At 57.6% G+C, this 21,907-nt stretch carries 21 protein-coding genes; 5 read left to right on the forward strand and 16 right to left on the reverse strand.

The window, feature by feature from the left end; genetic code table 11:
• Positions 1 to 135 precede the first annotated feature (135 nt).
• Positions 136 to 834: a M50 family metallopeptidase gene (locus tag ABIE48_RS28705; RefSeq protein WP_076172968.1), complete on the forward strand. Its 699-nt coding sequence runs from the start codon at positions 136 to 138 to the stop codon at positions 832 to 834.
• A gap of 121 nt (positions 835 to 955) precedes the next feature.
• On the opposite strand, the gene ABIE48_RS28710 is transcribed toward ABIE48_RS28705, so the two are convergent.
• The gene (locus ABIE48_RS28710) at positions 956 to 1,120 is read right to left on the reverse strand and encodes a DUF1328 domain-containing protein (protein WP_076172824.1); all 165 of its coding nucleotides are present in this window, start codon (positions 1,118 to 1,120) and stop codon (positions 956 to 958) included.
• Positions 1,121 to 1,274: 154 nt separating this feature from the next.
• Between ABIE48_RS28710 and ABIE48_RS28715 the strand changes: the two genes are divergently transcribed.
• Positions 1,275 to 1,745, forward strand: a complete 471-nt coding sequence (locus ABIE48_RS28715; RefSeq protein WP_354520139.1) for a MarR family winged helix-turn-helix transcriptional regulator — start codon at positions 1,275 to 1,277, stop codon at positions 1,743 to 1,745.
• A 174-nt stretch (positions 1,746 to 1,919) separates the two neighbouring features.
• Here the strand turns inward: ABIE48_RS28715 and ABIE48_RS28720 are convergent, their stop codons facing one another.
• Positions 1,920 to 2,096, reverse strand: coding sequence for a hypothetical protein (locus ABIE48_RS28720; protein ID WP_167527137.1), 177 nt, complete (start codon positions 2,094 to 2,096; stop codon positions 1,920 to 1,922).
• Here ABIE48_RS28720 and serS point away from each other — a divergent pair.
• Together serS and ABIE48_RS28730 are read left to right on the forward strand one after the other, a co-directional pair.
• Entirely contained in the window at positions 2,086 to 3,381 is a 1,296-nt protein-coding gene (gene serS / locus ABIE48_RS28725) for a serine--tRNA ligase (RefSeq protein ID WP_192715971.1), read from the forward strand. The two genes, ABIE48_RS28720 and serS, sit on opposite strands and share 11 nt — an antisense overlap.
• Before the next feature lie 168 nt (positions 3,382 to 3,549).
• The gene (locus tag ABIE48_RS28730; protein ID WP_192715972.1) at positions 3,550 to 4,056 is read left to right on the forward strand and encodes a DUF1572 family protein; all 507 of its coding nucleotides are present in this window, start codon (positions 3,550 to 3,552) and stop codon (positions 4,054 to 4,056) included.
• Between the two features lie 115 nt (positions 4,057 to 4,171).
• Here the strand turns inward: ABIE48_RS28730 and ABIE48_RS28735 are convergent, their stop codons facing one another.
• From ABIE48_RS28735 to ABIE48_RS28775, 9 genes are all read right to left on the reverse strand, one after another.
• Positions 4,172 to 5,185, reverse strand: a complete 1,014-nt coding sequence (locus tag ABIE48_RS28735) for a HoxN/HupN/NixA family nickel/cobalt transporter (protein ID WP_192715973.1) — start codon at positions 5,183 to 5,185, stop codon at positions 4,172 to 4,174.
• 27 nt (positions 5,186 to 5,212) lie between these two features.
• Positions 5,213 to 5,824, reverse strand: a complete 612-nt coding sequence (locus ABIE48_RS28740) for a PadR family transcriptional regulator (RefSeq protein WP_145026835.1) — start codon at positions 5,822 to 5,824, stop codon at positions 5,213 to 5,215.
• Positions 5,825 to 6,008: 184 nt separating this feature from the next.
• A complete protein-coding gene (locus tag ABIE48_RS28745) occupies positions 6,009 to 6,833 on the reverse strand; it encodes an urease accessory protein UreD (RefSeq protein ID WP_192715974.1) in 825 nt (274 codons plus the stop codon).
• A 3-nt stretch (positions 6,834 to 6,836) separates the two neighbouring features.
• Positions 6,837 to 7,448, reverse strand: a complete 612-nt coding sequence (ureG, locus tag ABIE48_RS28750; RefSeq protein WP_145026839.1) for an urease accessory protein UreG — start codon at positions 7,446 to 7,448, stop codon at positions 6,837 to 6,839.
• Between the two features lie 31 nt (positions 7,449 to 7,479).
• A complete protein-coding gene (locus ABIE48_RS28755) occupies positions 7,480 to 8,166 on the reverse strand; it encodes an urease accessory protein UreF (protein ID WP_145026841.1) in 687 nt (228 codons plus the stop codon).
• Entirely contained in the window at positions 8,159 to 8,614 is a 456-nt protein-coding gene (gene ureE, locus ABIE48_RS28760; RefSeq protein WP_145138467.1) for an urease accessory protein UreE, read from the reverse strand. The genes ABIE48_RS28755 and ureE overlap by 8 nt, the downstream gene beginning before the upstream one ends.
• Before the next feature lie 17 nt (positions 8,615 to 8,631).
• Entirely contained in the window at positions 8,632 to 10,344 is a 1,713-nt protein-coding gene (gene ureC / locus ABIE48_RS28765; RefSeq protein WP_145026845.1) for an urease subunit alpha, read from the reverse strand.
• Positions 10,341 to 10,664, reverse strand: a complete 324-nt coding sequence (locus ABIE48_RS28770; protein WP_145026847.1) for an urease subunit beta — start codon at positions 10,662 to 10,664, stop codon at positions 10,341 to 10,343. Before ABIE48_RS28770 ends, ureC begins: the two co-directional genes overlap by 4 nt.
• 11 nt (positions 10,665 to 10,675) lie before the next feature.
• Positions 10,676 to 10,978, reverse strand: a complete 303-nt coding sequence (locus ABIE48_RS28775; protein WP_145026848.1) for an urease subunit gamma — start codon at positions 10,976 to 10,978, stop codon at positions 10,676 to 10,678.
• Positions 10,979 to 11,214: 236 nt separating this feature from the next.
• Here ABIE48_RS28775 and ABIE48_RS28780 point away from each other — a divergent pair, with 236 nt between their 5' ends.
• Positions 11,215 to 12,159 (forward strand): urea transporter, encoded by a 945-nt coding sequence (locus tag ABIE48_RS28780; protein ID WP_354520145.1) that lies wholly within the window; start codon positions 11,215 to 11,217, stop codon positions 12,157 to 12,159.
• 228 nt (positions 12,160 to 12,387) lie between these two features.
• Here the strand turns inward: ABIE48_RS28780 and ABIE48_RS28785 are convergent, their stop codons facing one another.
• The 5 genes from ABIE48_RS28785 to ABIE48_RS28805 form a co-directional block, all read right to left on the reverse strand.
• Positions 12,388 to 14,928: a LamG-like jellyroll fold domain-containing protein gene (locus ABIE48_RS28785; RefSeq protein ID WP_192715976.1), complete on the reverse strand. Its 2,541-nt coding sequence runs from the start codon at positions 14,926 to 14,928 to the stop codon at positions 12,388 to 12,390.
• Positions 14,929 to 15,369: 441 nt separating this feature from the next.
• Positions 15,370 to 16,509: a glycoside hydrolase family 88 protein gene (locus ABIE48_RS28790; protein WP_192716183.1), complete on the reverse strand. Its 1,140-nt coding sequence runs from the start codon at positions 16,507 to 16,509 to the stop codon at positions 15,370 to 15,372.
• Positions 16,510 to 16,511: 2 nt separating this feature from the next.
• Positions 16,512 to 18,371: a heparinase II/III family protein gene (locus ABIE48_RS28795; RefSeq protein WP_354520147.1), complete on the reverse strand. Its 1,860-nt coding sequence runs from the start codon at positions 18,369 to 18,371 to the stop codon at positions 16,512 to 16,514.
• Positions 18,372 to 18,404: 33 nt separating this feature from the next.
• Positions 18,405 to 20,048, reverse strand: a complete 1,644-nt coding sequence (locus ABIE48_RS28800; RefSeq protein WP_192715977.1) for a response regulator transcription factor — start codon at positions 20,046 to 20,048, stop codon at positions 18,405 to 18,407.
• Positions 20,041 to 21,846, reverse strand: a complete 1,806-nt coding sequence (locus tag ABIE48_RS28805; protein WP_192715978.1) for a sensor histidine kinase — start codon at positions 21,844 to 21,846, stop codon at positions 20,041 to 20,043. Before ABIE48_RS28805 ends, ABIE48_RS28800 begins: the two co-directional genes overlap by 8 nt.
• Positions 21,847 to 21,907: the final 61 nt, after the last annotated feature.

Consider the following 21,907-nt stretch of genomic DNA (forward strand, 5'->3'; position numbering starts at 1 on the left):
CCCACAATCCTATACATTCGCAAGACCCGGGAAGTGCAGCTCCGCTGCGCTTCCCTTTTTCATTGGATCGTGTATGATGGAACAAAAGATATTAGATCCGCATGTTACCGTTTGGAAAGGAGCTGCCCGTTGCCCGTGAATAAGTCCTTAAAGGCTGTATTGTTTCTTGTCGCATCCGCGATTCTGACCCGGCTGATCCCGTTTTCCTCCTGGTTCCGCACCCTGGATACGATGATTCACGAGTTCGGTCATGCGGTCGTCACCCTGCTGCTCTCCGGAAGGGTTCTGCGCATCGAGCTCAATGCCGATCACAGCGGGACCACCTACTCCTATTTATCCTCCGGCTGGAGCTCCGTGCTCGTCTCGCTGTCGGGGTATACGATCGCTTCAATCTTCGCTGTGCTTCTGTTCTACGGGTACGCCAAACGCAAGCAGGCCGCCGGGCTGATCCTGATCACGCTGCTGGCTGCCGTCAACCTGCTCTTTTTTGTCCGGAACAGCTACGGCGTTTGGTGGCTCGTCATCTTTATGGCGCTGAACATCGTGTTTTATTTGCTGGGCAGCACCGTGCGCAATTTCTATTACCTTCTGCTCGCCTTCCTTTGCCTGGAAGAATCGGTTGTCGGGCCGCTTACCCTGGCCATCACTTCCTTGACCAATCCGCGGCAGGCCGGTGACGCGGCCAACCTGGCTCACATGACGGTGCTCCCTGCCATCGCCTGGTCGGTGCTGTTTCTGCTGTTTGCGCTTTGGTGCACCACCCAAAGCCTGACCTTGTTTTGGCGGAAGCCCGCGCGAAAGCCTGCTGCAAACACCAGCATGCGGACCGGATAAAACTTACGCGGTCTCGAATTCTCTCAACCCAAAAAAAGGCTTGTCCCACACGTATGTGGGCGCAAGCCTTTTCTGCTCTTATCGAGTGTTCGTATGAACGGGATCAGCGGCGCAGCTAGCGTCAACTGCTCCGTCTTCTGCCAAAAATCAGCGACAGAATAAACAGGATCAGGAAGACGAAGAACAGCACCTTTGCGACGCCAACGAGCGCAGAGACGATGCCGAAGAAGCCGAAAATCGCAGCTACGATGGCAATGATCAAAAACAAAATCGCGAGTCCGATCATCGTGATCACCTTTCTTTCGTTAGAATGTGGTACTTGTTTTTAACCCCGTAACGCGGATTTGAACCTTGAAAAATACCCCAGATCCGAATATAATTTGTTCATACTTAAACTGTTCAATGTTGAACAAATTGATAAACGAAAGGTTGCTTATGCCATGAATCATCAAGGTTACCAGGATCCCCAAATGAAGCTGGCCGCTGAAGTCGTTCAATCCTTTACCGGCATTCAAAGGCGCCTCCTGGAGTTTACGCGCAGCAATGCGGAGAGCCTTGGACTGAATGTACTGCAGCTCGGCATCCTGAACACGCTGTATGCCGCGCCCGGCTTGACGCTAAAGGAATTAACCGTGCGTCTTTCCTCACCCAAAAGCAGCATCAGCTTACAAGTGGAAGGTCTCGTTCAAGCAGGGCTGGTGGACCGCGTCATCTCCGAGACAGACCGCAGGGAAGTCAAACTGAGCCTGACCGCGGAGGGTCGGCAGCGCTCCCTTCAGTCAGCGGCCAACCCCCGCTCCTACCTAGCCATGGGGTATGCCCTCGAGCAGTTACCCGCTTCAGATGCTGAAAGCCTGCTCCGCATTCACCAAAGCATACAGAAGCTTCTGGAGGAGTATGCATCCAGGTAAGGGATGTACGTATATTGTGCTTTTCATTGGTTTACGCTATACTAAACCGCAAAGAACTGAACAGTGACATTACGCCGATGAACAGCATCCAACTGTGAGGCGTTTTCGACCGGAGCGGATGGCGATTCCCGCATGTACGCAGCATGACGGTGCAGCGGTTGCACCATTCCCTCTCTAAGTTAACCGGCCTCCGTCCGTTATCGCGGAACCAAGCGGATCGGCACTGCCTTCGGGCAGGCCGGTCAAATTGGGTGGCACCGCGAGCAAGCGCTCCTCGTCCCAAGGGATGAGGGCGCTTTTTGTATTTTTACAGGACAGAGAGACAAAGGAGACGGTATCGATGCTAAACATTCAATTCATCCGTGACCATCAGGAGCAGGTACAGCAAGTCGCGGAGCAAAAAAACATTCCCTTTCAGGTGGACGATCTGCTGGAATGGGACGAGAAGCGAAGAAGGCTGCTGCAGGAGACGGAATCGCTAAGGGCGCAGCGCAATGAGCTGACCAAGAGCATCGCGGGACTGCTGAAACAGGGTCAGGACGAAGCTGCGCAGCAGGCAAAGGGCCGGGTGAAGGAAATCAACCGCACCCTGGACGGCTGTGAAGCCGGGCTGCGCGAGGCGACCCGTAAGTATGAGGAGCTGATGCTGCTCGCCCCCAACGTTGTCTCGGAGGATACGCCGATTGGCAAGGACGACAGCGACAATGTGGAGGTCCGCCGGATCGGGACGCCGCGGCAATTCGATTTTGAGATGAAGGATCATGTCACGCTCGGCGAGCTGCACGATCTGTTCGATATTCCGCGCGGGGTCAAGACGGCGGGCAGCCGCAGCTATTATTTGAAGGGAGCTGGCCTGTTCCTTCATCTGGCCGTGCAGCGGCTGGCGATTGACCTCCTGGCGTCGCGCGGATTTACGCTGATGGACGTGCCGGTCATGGTCCGTCCCGAGGCGCTGGCCAGGTCGGGATTTTTCCCTACCGGGAAGGATCAGACCTATGAGCTGGCCGGTGAGGACAAGTGGCTCGTCGGCACTTCGGAGGTATCGCTGGTGTCGTACTACAGCGACGAAGTGATTGACGCCGCCCTCCCTATCCGGCTAGCGGGCGTGTCGAGCTGCTTCCGCCGGGAGATCGGCTCGGCGGGCCGCGACGTACGCGGCTTGTACCGCGTCCACCAATTCGCCAAGGTCGAGCAGGTCGTCCTCTGTGAGAACGATCCCGCGGCGTCGGAAGCGATGCTTCAGGAAATTACCGGCCATGCCGAGGAGATCCTGCGGCTGCTGGAGCTTCCTTACCGGGTGATGGCCGTCTGCACCGGAGACATGTCGCAGAAGACGTATAAGCAGTACGACATCGAAACCTGGATGCCGAGCCGCGGAGCCTACGGCGAAACCCATTCGTCGTCGAATCTGCTCGACTTCCAGGCCCGGCGCTCGAACATCCGCTACCGCGATGCGGAAGGCAGGCTGCAGTACTGCCATACGCTGAACAATACAGCCGTGGCCTCGCCCCGCATTCTGATCCCACTGCTCGAAAACCATCAGCAGGAAGACGGCTCGATTTACATTCCGAGCGCCCTTCGGCCGTATATGGGCGGTATCGATAAGCTGGTGCCCCCCAGCCCCGGAGCAGAGTAACCGTGGACTATTGGGGATATGGGGAGTCCAGGAATGGCAAGAGCGGCGATAAAACCGGAAGACCCGAAAATGAAAAGATATTGTTGAAGTCACCTCCCTGCTTGCCGGGAAAGAAGGACGGCCCCTATACTGGTATGAAGAAATCATTTTATAGTGGAGGTGGTTGGAATGAGCGCCCACGACATCGGAACTGAATATTTCCGGGTGGTCAACGATAAATTCGCCGAGCTGAAGCGTTCCGCCGAGAAGGCGATCGCGCAGGTTCCGGACGATAAGCTGAATTGGTCGTTAAACGAAGACTCCAACAGCATTGCGGTTATCGTTCATCATATGAGCGGGAATATGATCTCCCGCTGGACGGACTTCCTCGATTCCGACGGGGAAAAAGAAGGCCGCGACCGGGACAGCGAGTTCGAGGGCACCGTGGCCTCCAGAGAAGAACTGCTGGACATCTGGAACCGCGGCTGGGGCGTCTTTCTGCAGGCGCTCGGCTCCCTCGGCAGCGATGACCTGCTGCGGACCGTCTACATCCGGGAAAAGCCGCATTCGGTGCTGGAAGCGATCGAACGGCAGATGTCGCACTATTCCAGCCATATCGGGCAGATCATTTACATCGCCAAACAGATTCAATCGGACGCTTGGGAGACACTGACGATTCCGCGCCGAAAGAACTAGCGGACAAAGAAAAACGCTTATCGACGCACGTTCATATGAAGACAGACCGCGTTTATCCAAAAACGGGACCCGCCGGCATCACGCCGGGCAGGTCCCGTTTTTGCTTTCACGGTCCTTATAGACTTTTCCCTTTCACCGCATACCGCTCTTCAATCCGGTAAACCTTCCAAATGAGCACAGCCACGCCCCAAATGGCCAGAAACGCCACGACCAGGAAAATACCCAAATTTCCAAAGTCGATGCCTGCGATCACGTCCCAGATGCCACCGGATAAATGCAGCTTCTCCGTCGTGATCTGCGCCAGTTCCACCGCGCCGACTGCCACGGCGGCGATCACCGAAATCGCCGTGACGATCAGGTTGTAGTAGACCTTCCGGATCGGACGGTCACTGGCCCAGGCATAGCTCTTGGTCATCATGAGGCCGTCCAGCGTGTCGAACAGGCTCATGCCGGCCGCAAACAGCAAAGGCAGCGCAATGATGCCCAGGACCGGAACCTGCTCGTTGGCCGCCCCAGCTGACATGGTAAGCAGCGAAATCTCGGTGGCGGTGTCAAAGCCGAGGCCGAACAGAAAGCCGATCGGGTAAATATGCCAGCTTTTCGTGACCAGCTTGAACCATTTGCCCATAAATCGCGTAAAGAAGCCTTTGGCTTCGAACATCTCCTCAAGCTCCGCTTCCCCGATCCGGTCTTCCCGAATTCGGCGGAACGTGCGCCAGAGCTGGGCAAACAGCATGAAATTGAGCACGGCCAGAAACAGCAGGAACACTCCTGACACGGTCACCCCGATGATGCCGCCAATCTCCTGCATCCCGGACATATGCTTGGCGACAAAGCGCACGGAGATGGCCGTCAGCACCGCCAGCAGGAAGACGACGGTCGAGTGCCCCAAGGAAAAGAAGAAGCCAACGCCCCGGGAATCCTTTTTCTGCGCCACCAATTTGCGGATCGTGTTATCCACCGCGGAGATATGGTCGATATCAAAAGCATGGCGGACGCCAAAGACGTAAGCCGCAATTCCCATGCCGACAAAAGCCGGATGGGCGGGCACCACCGTAAATAAGGCAAGCAGCCCAAGGACATGGATCAATGCCACGCCCAGCATGTAACGGTTCCAAATGAATTTCATGTTTCCTACCTTTCGCGAAAGAGCCGGTCAACATTCGGACAGCATCGAAATGCCCCGGATCAATGTATTGAACGTGCCGGCGCCGATGAACCCGATCACAAACTTGACAATCAGCGGATTATCCATCAGATTCAGTACCCACTTGCACCACGAAATCTCTTCCTTGTCGAGAAAATTGCTGCGGTTCAGCAGCACGTACCTCCCGAAATGCTTGGAGGAGGCACGGGTATGGTCCTTCTCCACCGACGCAATTTTTTTCTCCCGGACCGTCACTCTCAGCTTCAGCTTGGAGATCCTTTCCAGGATCAACTTTCTGGCGTTCTCCTCATCGGTCAACCACATCGAGTAAACCTTGATGAGGAACTCGTCCCGCACTGCGGGGTCCGCCGGCTTTTCTTCCACCCAGGAACCCAGAGCCTCCCGGCCCTGATCCGTGATGGAATACGTCTTCTTGTCTGGCCGTCCCGTCTGCTCCACATGCTCATATGCCACCAGGCCCTTTTGCTCCATTTTATTCAGCAGCGGATAGATCTGGCTGTGCTTGGCAGGCCACAAAACCTCCAAGTAAGCAGCCAGTTCGTATCCCGAACACGGCGTACGGGCCAGCACGCCGAGTATTGCGTAACCTAATGTGTTCATTTCGTTTCATTCCCTGCGTTCTTATAGATATATACCTCGAACCGGCAGCTTTATCCGGCTTGTATACTACCAGTGTATCCGCAATGATCTCGAAATGGTACCTTTCCGGCTAAAAAAGCTAGCAAAGAAGTTTAGCGAAGAACATGCAGCCGGCGGGACGGATCGCTGCGGCCGGCGGACGAATCTAGTATTTGCGCAGAAAGCTCGGATTCCTACCGAACAGACGGCGGCTGACGAGATGATGGCATTCCGCCTGGATCCGTTCCACCGCCTGGGTGGAGTGAGCTAGGATCCGGACAGCCAGGCCGGGGACATTTAGCAGCGACATGCCGATCCGGACCCCGTCCGGCTCCGGTTGAACGGCGCTGTACAGCTCGTCAAGCAGTCCGGCATCCGCCTCTTCTCCGATGAACAGCATCGATCCCAGATGCGTGTACCCCTCCAGAAACCCCAGCCCATCCACCGGCTGGCCCGCAGGCTGCAGTTTAATATGATCATAGACGGCAAGCTCGCCGTCCATATAGATCTCCGTGCGAAGCCGAAGGGTATCGTAGCTGAACAGGGTACCTTCGGGCGACCAGCCGGGGGTGACGCTGTCGCAGTACAGCAGCGACGCCCCCTTTTCCATGCGGATCACCGTCTTTTGATCATACCGGGCATGCTCGTAACCGATCAGCGGATCGGGAATGTATTCGAGATAGCTTCCCTTTTTCAGCGAAATCTCCGTTTCCTGGTACGCTGGCGTGTTCGGCGTTTTGTAGATTTTGGTGGCCGACTGCGTCGTCAGCGTGAGCCGGGCGTTTTCCAGCAGCGATATGGCAAGATGATAGCGGTCCCCATCCAGGTAGCCGCCCCCCGGATTCAGCAAATAATAACACGGCTGCCCGGAATCGTCGTGATAGATGGGACGCATCACCTTGAAGGCCCCTTGAAAATAGACGTTCCGCGCGACCGTCCTGCTGTCCCGCTCTTCCGCCTCCAGTCGCAGAATGCCTGTCCAATCCTTCATAGCCTAGCTCAGACCGTGGAGGAAGGCGTTATCCTTGATCCAGGCGATGACCTGGTCAAGCCCTTCTTCCTTTTTCAGATTCGTAAAGACGAACGGCTTGTTGCCGCGGAACACCTTCGTATCCGATTCCATCACTTCCAGCCGTGCCCCGACATGAGGCGCCAGATCGGTCTTGTTGATGATAAACAGGTCCGATTTGATCATTCCCTGCCCGCCTTTGCGCGGAATCTTCTCTCCTTGGGCCACGTCGATAATATAGATGGAAAAATCAACGAGCTCCGGGCTGAACGTAGCGGCGAGGTTATCCCCTCCACTCTCGACGAAGATGAGCTGTACGTCCGGATGTCTTTCCTTCAGCTCATCAATCGCCGCGAAGTTCATCGATGCATCCTCGCGGATCGCCGTGTGCGGACAGCCTCCAGTCTCCACCCCGATGATCCGGTCGTCTGGGAGCACCCCGTTGGCCATCAGAAATTTGGCGTCTTCCTTCGTATAGATATCATTGGTGACTACTGCCATGCTGATTTCTCCGTCAAGATGGCGGGTCAGCTTTTCCACCAGCATCGTTTTTCCGGCCCCTACCGGGCCGCCAATTCCAATACGGATCGGCTCCATCCTCACACACTTCTTTCTATAGATTAATAGTTTAGGACATAAAAATCCGGATATTGACGCGTTCATGCTTCATCTGGGACAGCTCGATTCCCGGCGACAAGACGCCGAAATCTTCTTCATCCAAGGCGAGAATCCGGTCGACAGCAGCAGGCAGCGCCTCCTGAACGTCGCGGATGATTCGCTGCCCCGCCGTCTGCCCGAGCGGGATGGCCCGGACCGCATTTTGCACCAGGCCGACTACCACCGAGTACAGATAAAATACAAGCGCATCTTCCCGGCTTGCCCCCAAATGGTGACCCGTCATCGTAAAGACGACGGCGGGATGTCCGAAGCTGGCCTTGCCCCGGATGCGCTCCCGGTATTGCGAGAGAAGGGGGAAGCTGTACATCGATTCGATGAGCGCAAGCATCCGGTCCCCCATCTTCTGCGTGCCTTCCCTCGTCTCCCGTGCCAGATTCTGCACGGTAAGCAGCCGGTCCCATTTCCACACCTCGTCAGGTCGGTTCCCCTGTACGGCGTCAAACACGCAGCGCGCGGCGAGCCCGTCGGCATGCACCAGCTGCTGGTTCAAATAAACGCCGAGCCAATTTGCAAAGGTCGCCGGATCATGCACCTGCCCCTCTTGAATGTAGCTCTCCAGGCCGAACGAATGGCTGAAAGCCCCGGTCGGAAAGTTGGAGTCGCACAGCTGCAGCAGGGACAACATCGATTTATCCATGGCTGTGGCCGATGTGGCGGAAGGCTTGCTTCACCTTGCGCTCCTCCCGCTGGTACGGGATGCCGAGCTGCATCAGCAGTTCCTCCACCAAATAGTCGTACTGGACAAGCATCTCATCGCCTTCAAATTGTGCCGGAAGATGGCGGTTGCCCAGCTGATGGGCGATCGTCCCCATCTCCTTCAGGCTGCGCGGACGAATTACGATCAGGTCGTCAGAAAGCACATCGATCACGATCATGTTGGTGTCATCCATATATAAAATGTCGCCGGCCACAAGGTCGCGAGGGTCTTTCAGCCGAATCCCGATTTCTTTTCCGTGGTCGGTCTTGACGCGCTGGATCCGTTTCACGAGATCGGAACTCTCCAGATACACCTTCTCGGTATGGCGTTTCTTGATTTCCTCCGGCTCCAATCGGTCCAGATTGCCTACGATTTGTTCAATGATCAACGCGCTTACCTCCATGCTTAGAATAGGAAATACCTTTGGCCCATCGGCACCTCGCTGACCGGATCACAGGTGATCAAATCCCCGTTCACCCGAACCTCGTATGTCTGCGGGTCTACCGTAATTTCTGGCGTTTCGCTGTTGAGCCGCATGTCCTTTTTCGTCAAAGAGCGAATGCCGCGGACGGGCAGGACGATTTTCTGCAGGCCCAGCTTTTCGTGGACGCCCAGATCAAAGGCCGATTGCGATATAAACGTAGCGGAGCAGGAAGCCAGAGCCTTGCCGTACTGTGCATACATTGGCCGGTAGATGACCGGCTGCGGCGTCGGAATCGACGCATTGGCATCCCCCATCAGGCTCTGAACCACCATGCCATTCTTCAGAATCAACTCGGGCTTCACCCCGAAAAAGGCCGGATTCCAAATGACCAGGTCAGCCATCTTGCCGACTTCGACCGAGCCCACATATTCGGAAATGCCGTGGGTGATGGCCGGATTGATCGTATATTTGGCGACATATCGTTTCGCGCGGTTGTTGTCAGACCGTTCGCTGTCACCCTGCAGGGAGCCGCGCTGCTTTTTCATTTTGTCAGCGGTTTGCCAGGTACGCAGAATGACTTCCCCAATCCGGCCCATGGCCTGGGCGTCGGAGCTGACCATGCTGAATACGCCCATGTCCTGCAAAATATCCTCCGCGGCAATCGTCTCGCGCCGAATCCGTGAGTCCGCAAACGCCAAATCCTCGGGAATCGACGGGTTCAAATGGTGGCACACCATGAGCATGTCCAGATGTTCGTCGATCGTGTTCACGGTATAGGGCAGCGTCGGATTGGTGGATGAAGGAAGCACGTTAGGGTAGCCGGCGGACTTGATCAAGTCCGGCGCGTGACCGCCGCCCGCACCCTCGGTATGGTACATGTGGATCACCCGGCCCTTGATCGCGGCCATCGTGTTCTCCATGAAGCCCCCTTCATTGAGGGTATCGGCATGTACCGCTACCTGCACGTCATATTGGTCTGCCACGGTCAGCGCATGATCCAGTGCCGATGCCGTCGCTCCCCAGTCTTCGTGAACCTTCAGCCCGATCACACCCGCCCGAACCTGCTCTGCAAGGGGCTCGATTGCGGCGGCCTGGCCTTTACCGGTAAAGCCGACGTTAATCGGCATCCCTTCCGCAGCTTCCAGCATGCGGTGGATGTTCCACTCTCCGGGGGTGACCGTCGTTGCCTTGGAGCCGGCCGTCGGGCCGGTGCCCCCGCCGATCAGCGTCGTCAGGCCGGAGGACAGGGCCGTTTCAATCTGGGAAGGACTGATGAAGTGGACGTGGCTGTCAATGCCGCCGGCCGTGACGATCATGCCTTCCCCGGCGATGATTTCCGTCGATGCCCCGATGACGATGTCCACCTTCTCCATCACCAGCGGATTGCCCGCCTTGCCGATGCCGGCGATTTTCCCGTCGCGAATGGCGATGTCCGCCTTGTAAATACCGGTATAATCCAGGATTACGGCGTTCGTGATCACAACGTCCGGGACCCCGTCGGCGCGGGTGGCGAGCGGATGCTGTCCCATGCCGTCCCGGATGACTTTCCCGCCGCCAAACACCACTTCATCCCCATAGTGGGTATAGTCCTTCTCGATTTGAATGATCAAATCCGTATCCGCAAGCCGGATTGAATCGCCGGTGGTCGGACCGTACATTTGCGAATATTGCGTTCTTGGCATCCGAAAAGTCATGGGCGGAGGCCTCCTTCCACGGAACCGTCGGTTTTATTGTTGAAGCCGTATACGCGTCGCTCTCCGCCGTAACTTACCAGCTCAACTTCCTTCTCATCCCCCGGCTCGAAGCGGACTGCGGCCCCTGCCGGAATATTCAGATGCATGCCGAAGCCGTCTTTGCGATTAAACTGCAGCGCTTCGTTCACTTCATAGAAGTGGAAATGGGACCCGACCTGTACCGGGCGGTCGCCCGTGTTGGTCACCTTCGTCCGGGACACGACCCTTCCCTCATTGCACACAATGTCGTCGTTTTGCAAAAATAATTGCCCTGGGATCATCACGATTCCTCCTATCGTATCGGATTATGTACGGTGACGAGTTTAGTGCCGTCGGGGAAGGTAGCCTCCACCTGAATATCGTGGATCATTTCGGGTACGCCCTCCATGCAATCAGCACGGGTCAGTATGGTCGCCCCATACTCCATTAGTTCGGCAACGGTACGTCCGTCCCTCGCCCCTTCCAATACCTCATAGGTAATGTAGGCAATGGCTTCCGGGTGGTTTAACTTAAGCCCCCTTTCCTTGCGGCGTCTTGCAAGATCCGCGGCGACAACAATCAATAACTTATCAACCTCACGCGGCAGCAGCTGCATTGTGCTTTCGGCCTCCTTATCCATTCGGATACATTTGTGTGCGGCAATCTCTTTTCGATTTCCCGTCCGCGGTGCGCTTGTTTAATGGCCTTTCCGGGCGAAAAACTTTGTGATTGATAACCCCGCAGCCTTAATATATCATAAATTATATATATAATAAATTACATACATCTATCACGTCTTGTCATGGAGGGATGCCCGGATATCTCGAAAGCATATCAAAGGAAAAGGGGAATATGATGCTGAAAATCGAACGCTATCTCTTCGGGGCTTGGAGACTGCCCGCTTTTGCGGAAGCCGTCCTGAAGGGGATTTCTCAGGTAATCCTGGTCGAAAATACCGTCTCCGGCCTCCTCATCCTAATCGCCATTCTGATCTCCTCGGTCCGGGTAGGCGTCATCACACTGCTGTCGGCCTGCATCGCTACACTGATCGGCTGGTGGGGCGGCGCCGACCGCGATGCGGTCAAGCAGGGGCTGCTCGGCTACAACTCGGTGCTGGCCGGCATCTCGTTGTCGCTCTATCTGGGAGGCTCGGACCGATGGGTCATCGCGCTGGCCGGTGCTGCCGCAGCCGCAATCCTCACAGCCGCCATGATGCATGCGATGCGGGGCAGCGGGCTCCCGGTGCTGACGCTCCCTTTCATTGTCGTCACTTGGTTTCTGCTGATGGCATCCTACCGGCTGAGCCAGTTCAGGCTTAGCCCGGACCTTGCTCCGCAGGACCTGTCCCACTGGATGCTTCATCCGGAAGGAGCCATCCACCTGTTCCGCAGCCTCGTGGACGGTGTCGGACAAGTTTTCTTTCAGGACGGGATTTGGCCCTGCCTGCTGATTTGGGTCGCCGTGCTGTGGGGGAACTGGCGCCTCGGCATTTACGCGGCCATCGGCTCTATAGCCGGGTGGCTTACAGCATTTGGACTTGGCGCGGAAATATCTCTGATGAACCTCGGCTTGTACGGGTACAACGCCGTCCTGACCATTCTCGCCGTTGGCGCCGTTTTTGACACCAAAAGCCGCTGGGCGCCGTTCACCGGGCTGATTGCCGCCGCGGTAACGGTGCCGGTTACGGCCGGCATCGATACCTGGATTCTGCCTTACGGCCTGCCCGCGCTGACCCTGCCATTTGTGCTCAGTACCTGGTTGTTCCTCGCCGCGCGCAAAGTACTGCCGAAGCTGTAACCGCTGCTAAAGAAAATAAATTCTGTAATCTTAAGAAAAACGTCTATCGACGTACTCGCAAAGAGGACAGACCGCGTCTAGAGGAAGTTTTTCTTGCGAGATCAGGAAGCAGAAGCTCCGAAACTTATACTTTTCTGATCTCTTCAAAAAAGGGACAAAGCGAAAGGTCATCTTTCGCTTTGTCCCTCTTGTTTGTGGCCAGAATAGAAACTGGCCCCCCTCCATTATTTAAGACGGATTCTTGGCCAAATCCGCCGCCTGCGCAGGCGTCAGTGCGCCATCGTACACGCGCAGCTCGTCGATCAGACCTTTAAACGGCGGATCCCACCAATTGACGCCCAGGCTAAAGCTTGCCTTCGTGCCGGTAAACCAGTCCGGGAAGTTCGCTCCCTTGAACTTCTGCACCCCATTCACGTACACGGTCAGCGTGCCATTCTCCACGGAAAAGGCCAGATGCGACCACTCGCCGGTCGGAATGGTCAGTCCGGTCGCCCCGTCATACCAGCTCGTGCTGCCCGACCAGACCATCGTATTGTTGGCGACGGCTCCCCGGGGCACAAGGCTCACCCAATGGTCGCCGTCCTTCGCGCCAAAGAAGGCCGTCGTGTACGTCGTCAGCTCCTCCGGTTTGATCCACAGCGCAACCGAATAGGCATTGCTTGAAATCAGTCCGTCCGGCAGCCGGATCCCGGAGGCTCCGTCGAACTTGGCGGCCTGGCCTTGTCTGCCCTCAGCGAAGGTGATGCTGCCGCCGGACTTGTCAATCCGGTCGCCGGTCACCGTACCTGCGGCAAACCGCCCCTGACTGTCCGCAAAGTTACCCTCAAGGCCGTAATAAGAAGACAGCTTGGCGTCCTGGTACGGCAGAACGGTCACCGTAAAGGACTTCGTCAGCGAAGCGCCGCCTTTGGTGATTGTCGCAGTGAGCACCGCTTGAGCCGGCGCCCCGCCCGCCGGACGGTGCACCTCGCCTGTGGACGATACGACCGCTTCATCCGAGCTCTTCCAGGAAATCGCGATGTGTCGGGTTCCTTCCGCCGGAAGGGCCAGGTCCGACACGACCTTCGCCGTATCCCCCAGACTCAGATCGTTGTATACGTCCTGAACCAGCGCCTGATCGGTTTTGTCTTCAAGCCGGCTGCCCCAGACCGCCACGCCCTCCCGCGAAGAAGCCGTGAAGGTCATGACATAACGCTCGGACACCGGGTCCCAGCCGCTGGCGAAGACGCCCTTGTACACGGAACCGGCAATGACAAGCTCCGCCTCGTTGTGCCCGGTCTTTTTCCAAGTTCCGGTCACATCGCCTGAAATTGTGTTGTCCTTGTTCAGCCGGATATACACGGAGGACTGGATATCCGCGGTCGTCCCTTTTCCGTGGTTGATGAATTTATAGTCCCCGATCAGGTCCTGACGGTCCACTTTGCTCAACGTTTCTCCTGCATACCGGTATGGGGCAACCACCGGCCAGCCGTCCGCATTCATGTACATTTGATGCACCCGCACCTCGTGCGCTTCGCCCATCTGCGGGAAGCGGGTATGGAAGACGAGGAACCGCTTGCCGGTCGCATCTTCCAGCAGCACGGAGTTATGTCCCGGTGACACATAGCCGACGCCGATGCCGCTGCCCGGATCACCCACGTCTCTGGCAAACAGGTAGTTCCCCATCAGCTTGTTGCCGTACGGCGCGTTGTCCGTGTCTCCGGGCAGAACGGCATTCTGGCCCTGGGCATCCACATACGGTCCGTCCGGGTTCTTCGCGCGGAACACCCGCATGTTGTAACCGCCGTCGGCTCCCAGCCAGCCGTAAGTCATGTACAGGTAGTAGTAGCCGGTAGCTTTATCGAACACTACGTACGGACCTTCGCCCGATTTGCCGTAGCCTCCGGCCACCTTCGTGCCGAAATACCGGTCCACCAGGCGTCCGTCGGCGGTCTTGCCGTCTTTACCGGGATATTTCACCTTGCCGGTCTTCGGGTCCACGGGAAGGACGAAGATACCACCGGACCAGGAGCCGTAAGACATCCACAGCTGCCCGTTTTTGTCATAGTACAGGTTCGGATCGATCGCATTCGGATACGTGCCGTTGGCAAACGACCCGTCAGCGTTGAACCAGGCACCGCTTGCCCCGCTGAGCTGTCCGGCGTCGATCAGCTTCGGAATGTTCGTGTTCGTCCACTTTTTATTAATCGCGCTATCCTTATCCTTGGCATCGCCCTCCGTAAAGCCGGAGTACACCAGGGTATCGACATACTGATAAGGCCCCTCGATCTTTGGCGACACGGCAAACCCGATGGCCGACCGGATATACGTCGAGGACGTGCAGTAGTACAGCATATAGGCGCCTTTGGTGCCGTCCGTATTCACATATTCGGGATTCCAGAACACGTCGGGGGCCCACACGGAAAAACCTCCCTTGCTGTCCGAATCATTTTGTCCGGCCCAGGCAAACGACCCGGCCAAATTTTGCGCCAGATCGCCATACAGCACGTTGCCCGGCGTCGTATACCCGTTCGTGAAGCGGGACCAGCTCTGCAGGTCCTTTGATCGGGCCGCTTCAATATGCGAACCGAAAACGTAATACGTATCCCCGTCTTTCACGATGGATGGATCGTGTACGGATACGTTTTGATACACCGGCGCCTGTCCCTGCTGCTCCTGTGTCTTGCCGCCCTTCTGCGCCGTACTGTCCGACCCGGTGCCAAATACCTGCCCCGGAACCGTGACGAACAGCATCATCATCAACAATGCCGAAACCCACCTTCTGTTCATGTTTGCTCCCTCCAACAAATAAAATCTTCAGAAAACAAAATCATTCAACCTTTTGCGAAAACGCATTCATTGATCCGCACAGCGTTGCTTCATCGTGACGCCTGCCGCGGCCCAGCGACCGATCCCTCCCTTTTTACCGTTTCATCGACCTGTAAATCGCTTTCAACATGTATTTCATTTAACTAAAACTAAAATGTTTTAAGTAATCATATAATGATAATCATTAAATTTCAATCGTCTTTGGAAAATATTTAACTTATCGCTGCTGAAATAACAGTTATCACCTTTCATTAAGTTTAGAAAAGTATGAAACAAAAAAAGGAATGAGACCCTAAAGTCCCATTCCTTTCGTCAATTCAAGTATTCAGCTGTAAAAAAAACGGCTTCGACCGCTCAACCTTGCACGTTCAAATCGCCCATACGCCGCAATACAACGCCCGCTTATTCCCAATAAAACGGTCCTTTCCCCTGCAGCCGGGCGAGGCCTTCCACGAAGAAAAAGTCGCCGTAAATCAGCGGCACGTCCACATTCGTTTGGTTCGGATAATGGCTCGTCCCATGCAAAATGAGGCCTTCCTGCGCATGATCGTTAAAAGCGCCGTAACTCGCGTACAGCGACTCCAGCATGCGCACGGCCGGCTCGCGGTAGACGGCCGCTTCCAGCTCACCCACCTGCTCTGACAGCAGGAGCAGCCCGCTGGCCGCGCACGCGCCGGCCGAGGAGTCGCGGTACTGCCTTTCTTCCAGCGGCGCCCGGAAGTCCCAGTGCGGCACGTGGTCCTCCGGCAGATTGGCAAGGAAGAAGTGGGCGACGCGCTTGGCCGTGTCCAGATAGGCTTGCTTGCCGGTATGATGATAGGCCAGCGTCAGGCCGTAGATGGCCCAGGCCGTGCCGCGGGACCAGGCCGACTCCGGCGCATAACCCTGGCCGCCGATGCCGCCGATGCGCTCGCCCGTGTCCGGGTCGTAGCGCATGATGTGGTACACGGAGCCGTCCGGCCGGACAAAGTCGGCGGCCACCGTGTCCATATGCGCCTCGGCGACGTGGCGGTACCGCGGATCGCCGGTCATGGCGGACGCCTGGAACAGCAGCGGCACGTTCATGGCGCAGTCGATGATGGCGACGCCGGCATTGTCCTCGCCTGCGGACCACGGATTCCAGGCGCGGATGAACCGGCCTTTCAAATTAAAGCGGGCAGCCAGGTAATTGGCCGCCTTGAGCGCCCTCCGCTTCGACTCCTCGCTTCCCGTCAGCTTGTAGGAAGCCAGGCTCGTCAGCGTCCACATAAATCCGAGGTCATGGTCGAGACGGGTGTAGCCGTCCAATACTTCATCGAGCCGGGCCTCGCATTCCTCGGCGATCCCCCGCAGACGCTCGTCCCCGCTGCCGTTATACAGCAGCCAGAGCATCCCCGGCCAGAAGCCCGCCGTCCACCAGTGCGGGGGTTCCAGCACATACTCGCCGTTTGGGCTGGCATGGGGAAATCCCGCCCCGATGCGCTGGCTCGTGCGCCGGACTTTATCCAGCGCCTTGCCCCAAGCTTCATTTACCCATACCGCTTGCGCGGCCTGTTCCGTCATATTCACTCCCGATCCCCGCTTTCCTTGTCATTTGGCTCAAACTCGAAGGTCACGGCGACCCGGATGGAGGGCTCCGGTTTCCGGACCGTCAAATCGATCGTGTACCATTCGGCTTCGCATCCGTCATGGTCCATAAACATCCGCCGGGTGATCTCCGGCGAGAGCATCCCGCCGTCATAACGCATGATCAGCTTTAAGCCCTGCTCTCCTGATCCTTGCAGCTCGATCCAGTCCCCCGCAAGCCGCGGCCGGACGCGGGTGACAAACCGCTCCACCACCGAGCTTGGCGCTCCCGCAAACCGGTACTCGTCCGTAAGCGCCAGACTCGGCAGCCCGCCCTGCATCTCCCAGCGGAGCGCACGGCGCAAGCTTTCCAGCCCCGCGTACCGGTAGGCTTGCGTGAGGTCCACGCCAAACACAGCTCCAGCCTCATCGGCATAAGCCTCTTCGACCACCGCCCGGCTGTCCTCTCCTTCGGCCTGATACTGGCCGCCGACGATCGGCACGCTGTGCCCCTGCGAGCCGTTGCAGTCGTAGGTGTAGCGCTCCGGTCCGAAATACGACTTCGTGTATTCCCCGCTGCCGAGGTCGGCGAGGAAAAACTCGCCGTCCCCGTACAGCATAAACTGCCCGAGGTCGTTATGGTTGTGGGGCTCGGCGTTATGCCCGCCTTTGGCTGCAAAGCCGAACGCGCAGCCGGGGCCGGTATACCGCCAGATGAGCCACTGTGCGTCGGGCAGGTAGCCGGAGAACGGCCCCCACTCGCTCTGGACCGGCTCCCCGCTCCGCCAGAGCAGATTCCGGATGGCCGGCGCCCAGCGGCTGCAGTGATCCTCCGTAAACGCAGCCCGGAGGCGGGCCGGCGGCCGCTGGAACTCCGGATACAGGCCGGCCAAATAATCCGACAGCCCCAGTTGAATGCTGCCGCTTGGCCTGGAGTCGGAGAAGTTCGCCACCGCGCTTCCGCCAAGAAAGCATTTTTGCTGAAACAGCGCAATGCGGCGGACCTTGTCGCTGGCGAACCAGTCCAGCCGTCCACGGGACCGCTTCCGGAGCAGATCGGCGTAGTACGTAAAATAACCGAATCCGTAATTCCAGTACCCGAGCCCCTCCTGACAGGCGCCGTCTTCACCGAACCCCGTCAGGTAGCAGTTCATGCTTCTCTCCGCCTTCGCCAGAACGGCCGCCAAACGGTCCGCATCCTCCAGCAGCAGCAGCGCCGCCGCGCCGATCGAGCCGGCGCACACGGCGGACCAGTTATGCACGGCCGACTCCCAGTGAAACTCCCGGGCCAAGTACGGCTCGAACAGGCGGCGATGCACTTCGTCCCGAATCCGGCTCCGGATCAGAGGCGGCAGACCGTCGCCCGCCAGGTACAGCAGCTCACTAAGCGCAAAGCCGGTTTCAGCGCTGAACAAATCGATCTCTCCCCCGGTGTCCCCTTCCCCTAAGTGGGCGGGGAGACACCAGGTATACTCCTCCAAAATAAGCCACAGCGTATCGCACAGAGCCTCGCGGTATTCATCCCGCTCCGGCTCAAGCATCGTCAGAATCGCGAAGGTGTTCAGCCGGCGGCGCCGCTCGAAATACACCCGCTCATACCCAAGCCGGCGCCCGGTACGGGCAAAGTCGGCATACAGCGAGTACGTTAATACCGGCAGCGGCAGTCCAAGCAGCCGCTGACCTTCTGCCTGGATTTCGCGCCGGTCCGCTTCATACAGGTCCGAGGTCCGGACCTTCTGCCAGAAACGGGCCGCGTCGCCGTCCGGATAATACAGGTCCAACCCGGCGGGAGCCATGTCATGAGCCACTTCCTTCAGGGACGGACTTCCTTGCTCATGACGGGATGATGATTCCAGCAATTGCGAATCCTCCTCTCTTATGCGGTCCAAGCCTCACCGCAGCCGGCTCCGGTATTCGACCGGGGTCACGCCGGAATAAGATTTGAATGTCTTAATGAAATAGCTTTGATTGTCATAGCCCAGCTGCTCGCAAATCTCCCCGACGGTCGCTCCCGTCCGGTCCAGCAGCTCCTGGGCCCGCATCATTTTGAGCCGGGTCACGTATTCGATAAAGGTGCTGCCCGTCTCCTTCTTGAACAGCCGGCAGAAGTAGCTGGTGTTCATGTGAAGGTGCTCCGCCACCTCGTCCAGCGAAATCCGGCTGTGCAGCCGCCGCGTGACGTACACGCAGGCTTCGGTAATCTCGGGCCGTCTGCCGGACTTATGTCCGCCAAAATCGGTCGCCGCCCACGACTCCAAGTGCCCGTTCAGCCAGGCATGAAGATCAGCAAGCGAATCGATGTCCGCGATTTCCTTGTGGAGCGTATCCGCGGACGATGCCGTCGAAACGGAAGGGATGGCTTGAAGCTTCAGCTTCAAATCGAGCAGCAGCTTGAGGACCCAATCCTTCACCGCCTCCGGCGGATACCGCTCCTTGCGGATCCTCGCGGTCCAGGCGGACGTCGCCGACCGGATCGCCTGCGGCTCCCGGTCCAGCAAGGCCCCGCGCAGCTCGCCAAGTGCCTCATCGTAGAAGCTGAGCAGATCCCCCGGCGGCAGGTCATCTCCTTCCGGCTCCGGCTCCAGCTTCGGTCTTGATGCGCGCAGCTTCACCGTCTCCCCGGGCTCCAGATAGAAACGCAGCCCGCCCGAGGCCAGCAGCCCGCCGAGCGTCTGTTTCAAGCTCTCCGGCGAAGCGCAGGGCTCGCCGATACACAGCGACATGTCAACCTTAAGTACTTTTCGCAGCGCGGACTGGATTTCCTTCAGCATCTGCGCCGTTTCCTCATAAAAATTCCGATGGAGCCCCGGCTTGCCGGAGAAAAACAGCAGCCAGGTTTTGGCATCGAAGCCCGCGTGTACCCCGCATGGTGCAAAGTTCTCCAGCACTTCCTTCATGACGTTGCCGACGGCAAAGCGCAGCGTTTGATCCGAGAAGAAGCGGTATTTCACCTGCCGGTAGTTCTCCAGAAATCCGGCGACAGGCAGGGTGTGCTCGCCTTCCCGGAGCAGGCCGTACTCCGCTGCTTCCTTCCTCCAGTTCTCCGGGGACAGCAGGGGCAGATCGATGAGGTTTTTCAGACTCTGTTCCTTCCGCAGCTCCTTCGCCTCATCATACATGCGCTTCATCCGGCTGTGCTCCCAGCCGGCCTGCTTCTCCTCATCCATCGCCTGCTTGAACCGGGTGAGCCGCTGTACCAGATCCTCCGGGTCAAGAGTGTCCTTCAGCAGATAGTCCTGTACGTTCAGACGGACGGCCTGCTGCGCATACTGAAACTCGCTGTGGCAGGACAAAATGGCGATTCGTACGGCGGGATTCAGCTCCCGGATGCGTCCCGACAGCTCCAAGCCGTCCATCTTGGGCATCCCGATATCCGTAATGAGAATATCCGGGGTCTGGCGCTGGGCCTGCTCCCAGGCGCTCCATCCGTTCTCGTGGGTGGACATCAGCCTCAGCCCGAGCTCCTCCCAGCGGATCGTCTCTGACAGCAGCTCAATCACGGGGTAATCATCGTCAGCCAGCATGACATTATACATCCCGCAGCCCCTCCTTCCGTGGAATATGCATCTCAATCACGGTTCCGGCCCCCGGCTCGCTGTTCACGCAAGCCTGGAATCCATCGCCGAACATTATGTTCATCCGCTCCGCCACATTGGGCAGGCCAATGCCTGAAAAGGAGCCGTTTGACGGCGAAGGCTCCGCTTCAAAGGCGGCTCCATTCAGAATCCGCATCAGTTCCTGCCTCTGCTCCTCTTCCATTCCCGCGCCGTCGTCGGCGACCGTCAGAATGATCCGTTCCGCCTCCGTCACCGCCCGGATCGATATCGTGCCTGCCTGACGGCTCAGCCCATGAATCATCGCATTTTCGACCAGGGGCTGCAGGAAGAAGCGCGGCACTTTGATCAGAAACGCCTCCGGGTCAATATCCAGCTGCAGCACGGCCTCCTCCTTCTGCCGCAGGTTCATCAGAGCGACGTAATGGGAAATCAAGTCGATCTCCTCGTGCAGCAAAATTTCGTCGTCCTCGCGGCTGATCGTCATGCGGAGCAGGACCGACAGCGAGCCGATCATTTTGGCGCTCTCCGGATCGCCACGCTTCATCACCTTCATCCGGATGGAATTTAACACATTGAACAAAAAATGGGGGTGAATTTGCGCCTGCAGCATTTTAAGCTCGGCCCTTCGCTTGCGGGCCTGGTGGTCCGACACCTCGGCGATCATCTCTTTGACCCGGTCCAGCATCTGGTCGAACAGCAGCCCGAGCCTTCCGATCTCATCGTTGCCTGCCACACCTGAACGCACGTCCAGGTTGCCGCGCTGCACCGCGTTAGTTACCTTGCCAAGCCGGACGAGCGGCGTCGTGAACCTGCGCACCAGCACGATCAGCAGCAGAAGGAAGACGAAGAACGAGATCATTTCGAACAGAAATACTTTGCTGAAGATGGCATTCAGGTCCACGATTGCGTCCCGATACGGCTGCATCAGCACGAGATGCCAGCCGTTCATCGGAATCTCCTGCTCCACCATCAGGAACTTATCCCCATCGATCCGTTCAATCGAATACGGCTTGTTTCCCTCGTTCAGATCAGCATAAGCAAACTTCCTGCCGATTTGGCCGGCCGGTCCCGATACGATCGTGCCCGAGCCGTCTACCATCAGCACCCGGTTTCCTTTGGAGAGCCGGTCAAAGATGCCGCTGACCTGATCCTCCACCCAAGACACCACCACATAGCCGTAAATTTCCGAATTGGCCAGCCGCAGTGACCGGGCAATGGACAGCTGATAGGGGTGATCGGCTTGATCCTGCACGTAGACGGTTCGCTCAGGCCCGGTCCAATAAGACTCCAGCCCTCTCAGCTCCTTCATCTGCCTGAACCAGGGCTGCCGGGTCAGGTCCGGCGGATTGTAATCGCTTACGGAATAATTCATGTAATACGCCCCGTTTGTCAGCAGCACGGTCACATACGTCTGCTCGCCGACCACCGTCAAGCTGTCGAGCTGCTCCAGCACCCGGTTTGCCTCGGTGAACCGGCGGTACGGATCCTTCTCCTCATTGCCTGAGGCGACCTGCTTGAAGTAGGTGTTCAAACCGGAATTGACCTGAATGTAGTTGGCAATGTTCAGCTTGCTGGACAGCAGGTTCGTGACGGATCCGGCCACCAGCTGCAGCGAATCCCTCGCGTTCGATACGGCCTGCCGCTTCACCGCCTCCCGCGATAAGCCGTTGTACACGATCAGGCTAATGACCGCGGGAACGACGATGCAGACAATCGACGCAAAGATGAGCTTGTGGCGGATCGAGCGCAGCGCCAAGTGCCGCAGCCGGTTGATCATGATGGTCCCCCCAGGGTACAAAAAAGGGACGAAATCGCCGTCCCCCGTTTTTGGATCATAT

Source organism: Paenibacillus sp. OAE614 (genome assembly GCF_040546645.1).
Classification (GTDB): domain Bacteria; phylum Bacillota; class Bacilli; order Paenibacillales; family Paenibacillaceae; genus Paenibacillus_AQ; species Paenibacillus_AQ favisporus.

Bases quoted from the DNA above. Each gene is read 5' to 3' on its own strand.
- ABIE48_RS28800 (WP_192715977.1), bottom strand. From the start codon at position 20,048: ATGTATAATGTCATGCTGGCTGACGATGATTACCCCGTGATTGAGCTG.
- ABIE48_RS28755 (WP_145026841.1), bottom strand. From the start codon at position 8,166: ATGGATAAATCGATGTTGTCCCTGCTGCAGCTGTGCGACTCCAACTTT.
- ABIE48_RS28720 (WP_167527137.1), bottom strand. From the start codon at position 2,096: ATGTTTAGCATCGATACCGTCTCCTTTGTCTCTCTGTCCTGTAAAAAT.
- ABIE48_RS28790 (WP_192716183.1), bottom strand. From the start codon at position 16,509: ATGACGGAACAGGCCGCGCAAGCGGTATGGGTAAATGAAGCTTGGGGC.
- ABIE48_RS28745 (WP_192715974.1), bottom strand. From the start codon at position 6,833: ATGAAGGATTGGACAGGCATTCTGCGACTGGAGGCGGAAGAGCGGGAC.
- ABIE48_RS28715 (WP_354520139.1), top strand. From the start codon at position 1,275: ATGAATCATCAAGGTTACCAGGATCCCCAAATGAAGCTGGCCGCTGAA.
- ABIE48_RS28740 (WP_145026835.1), bottom strand. From the start codon at position 5,824: ATGAACACATTAGGTTACGCAATACTCGGCGTGCTGGCCCGTACGCCG.
- ABIE48_RS28785 (WP_192715976.1), bottom strand. From the start codon at position 14,928: ATGAACAGAAGGTGGGTTTCGGCATTGTTGATGATGATGCTGTTCGTC.
- ureC (WP_145026845.1), bottom strand. From the start codon at position 10,344: ATGACTTTTCGGATGCCAAGAACGCAATATTCGCAAATGTACGGTCCG.
- ABIE48_RS28775 (WP_145026848.1), bottom strand. From the start codon at position 10,978: ATGCAGCTGCTGCCGCGTGAGGTTGATAAGTTATTGATTGTTGTCGCC.
- ureG (WP_145026839.1), bottom strand. From the start codon at position 7,448: ATGGAGCCGATCCGTATTGGAATTGGCGGCCCGGTAGGGGCCGGAAAA.
- ABIE48_RS28710 (WP_076172824.1), bottom strand. From the start codon at position 1,120: ATGATCGGACTCGCGATTTTGTTTTTGATCATTGCCATCGTAGCTGCG.
- ABIE48_RS28735 (WP_192715973.1), bottom strand. From the start codon at position 5,185: ATGAAATTCATTTGGAACCGTTACATGCTGGGCGTGGCATTGATCCAT.
- ABIE48_RS28770 (WP_145026847.1), bottom strand. From the start codon at position 10,664: ATGATCCCAGGGCAATTATTTTTGCAAAACGACGACATTGTGTGCAAT.
- ABIE48_RS28805 (WP_192715978.1), bottom strand. From the start codon at position 21,846: ATGATCAACCGGCTGCGGCACTTGGCGCTGCGCTCGATCCGCCACAAG.
- ABIE48_RS28780 (WP_354520145.1), top strand. From the start codon at position 11,215: ATGATGCTGAAAATCGAACGCTATCTCTTCGGGGCTTGGAGACTGCCC.
- ABIE48_RS28730 (WP_192715972.1), top strand. From the start codon at position 3,550: ATGAGCGCCCACGACATCGGAACTGAATATTTCCGGGTGGTCAACGAT.
- serS (WP_192715971.1), top strand. From the start codon at position 2,086: ATGCTAAACATTCAATTCATCCGTGACCATCAGGAGCAGGTACAGCAA.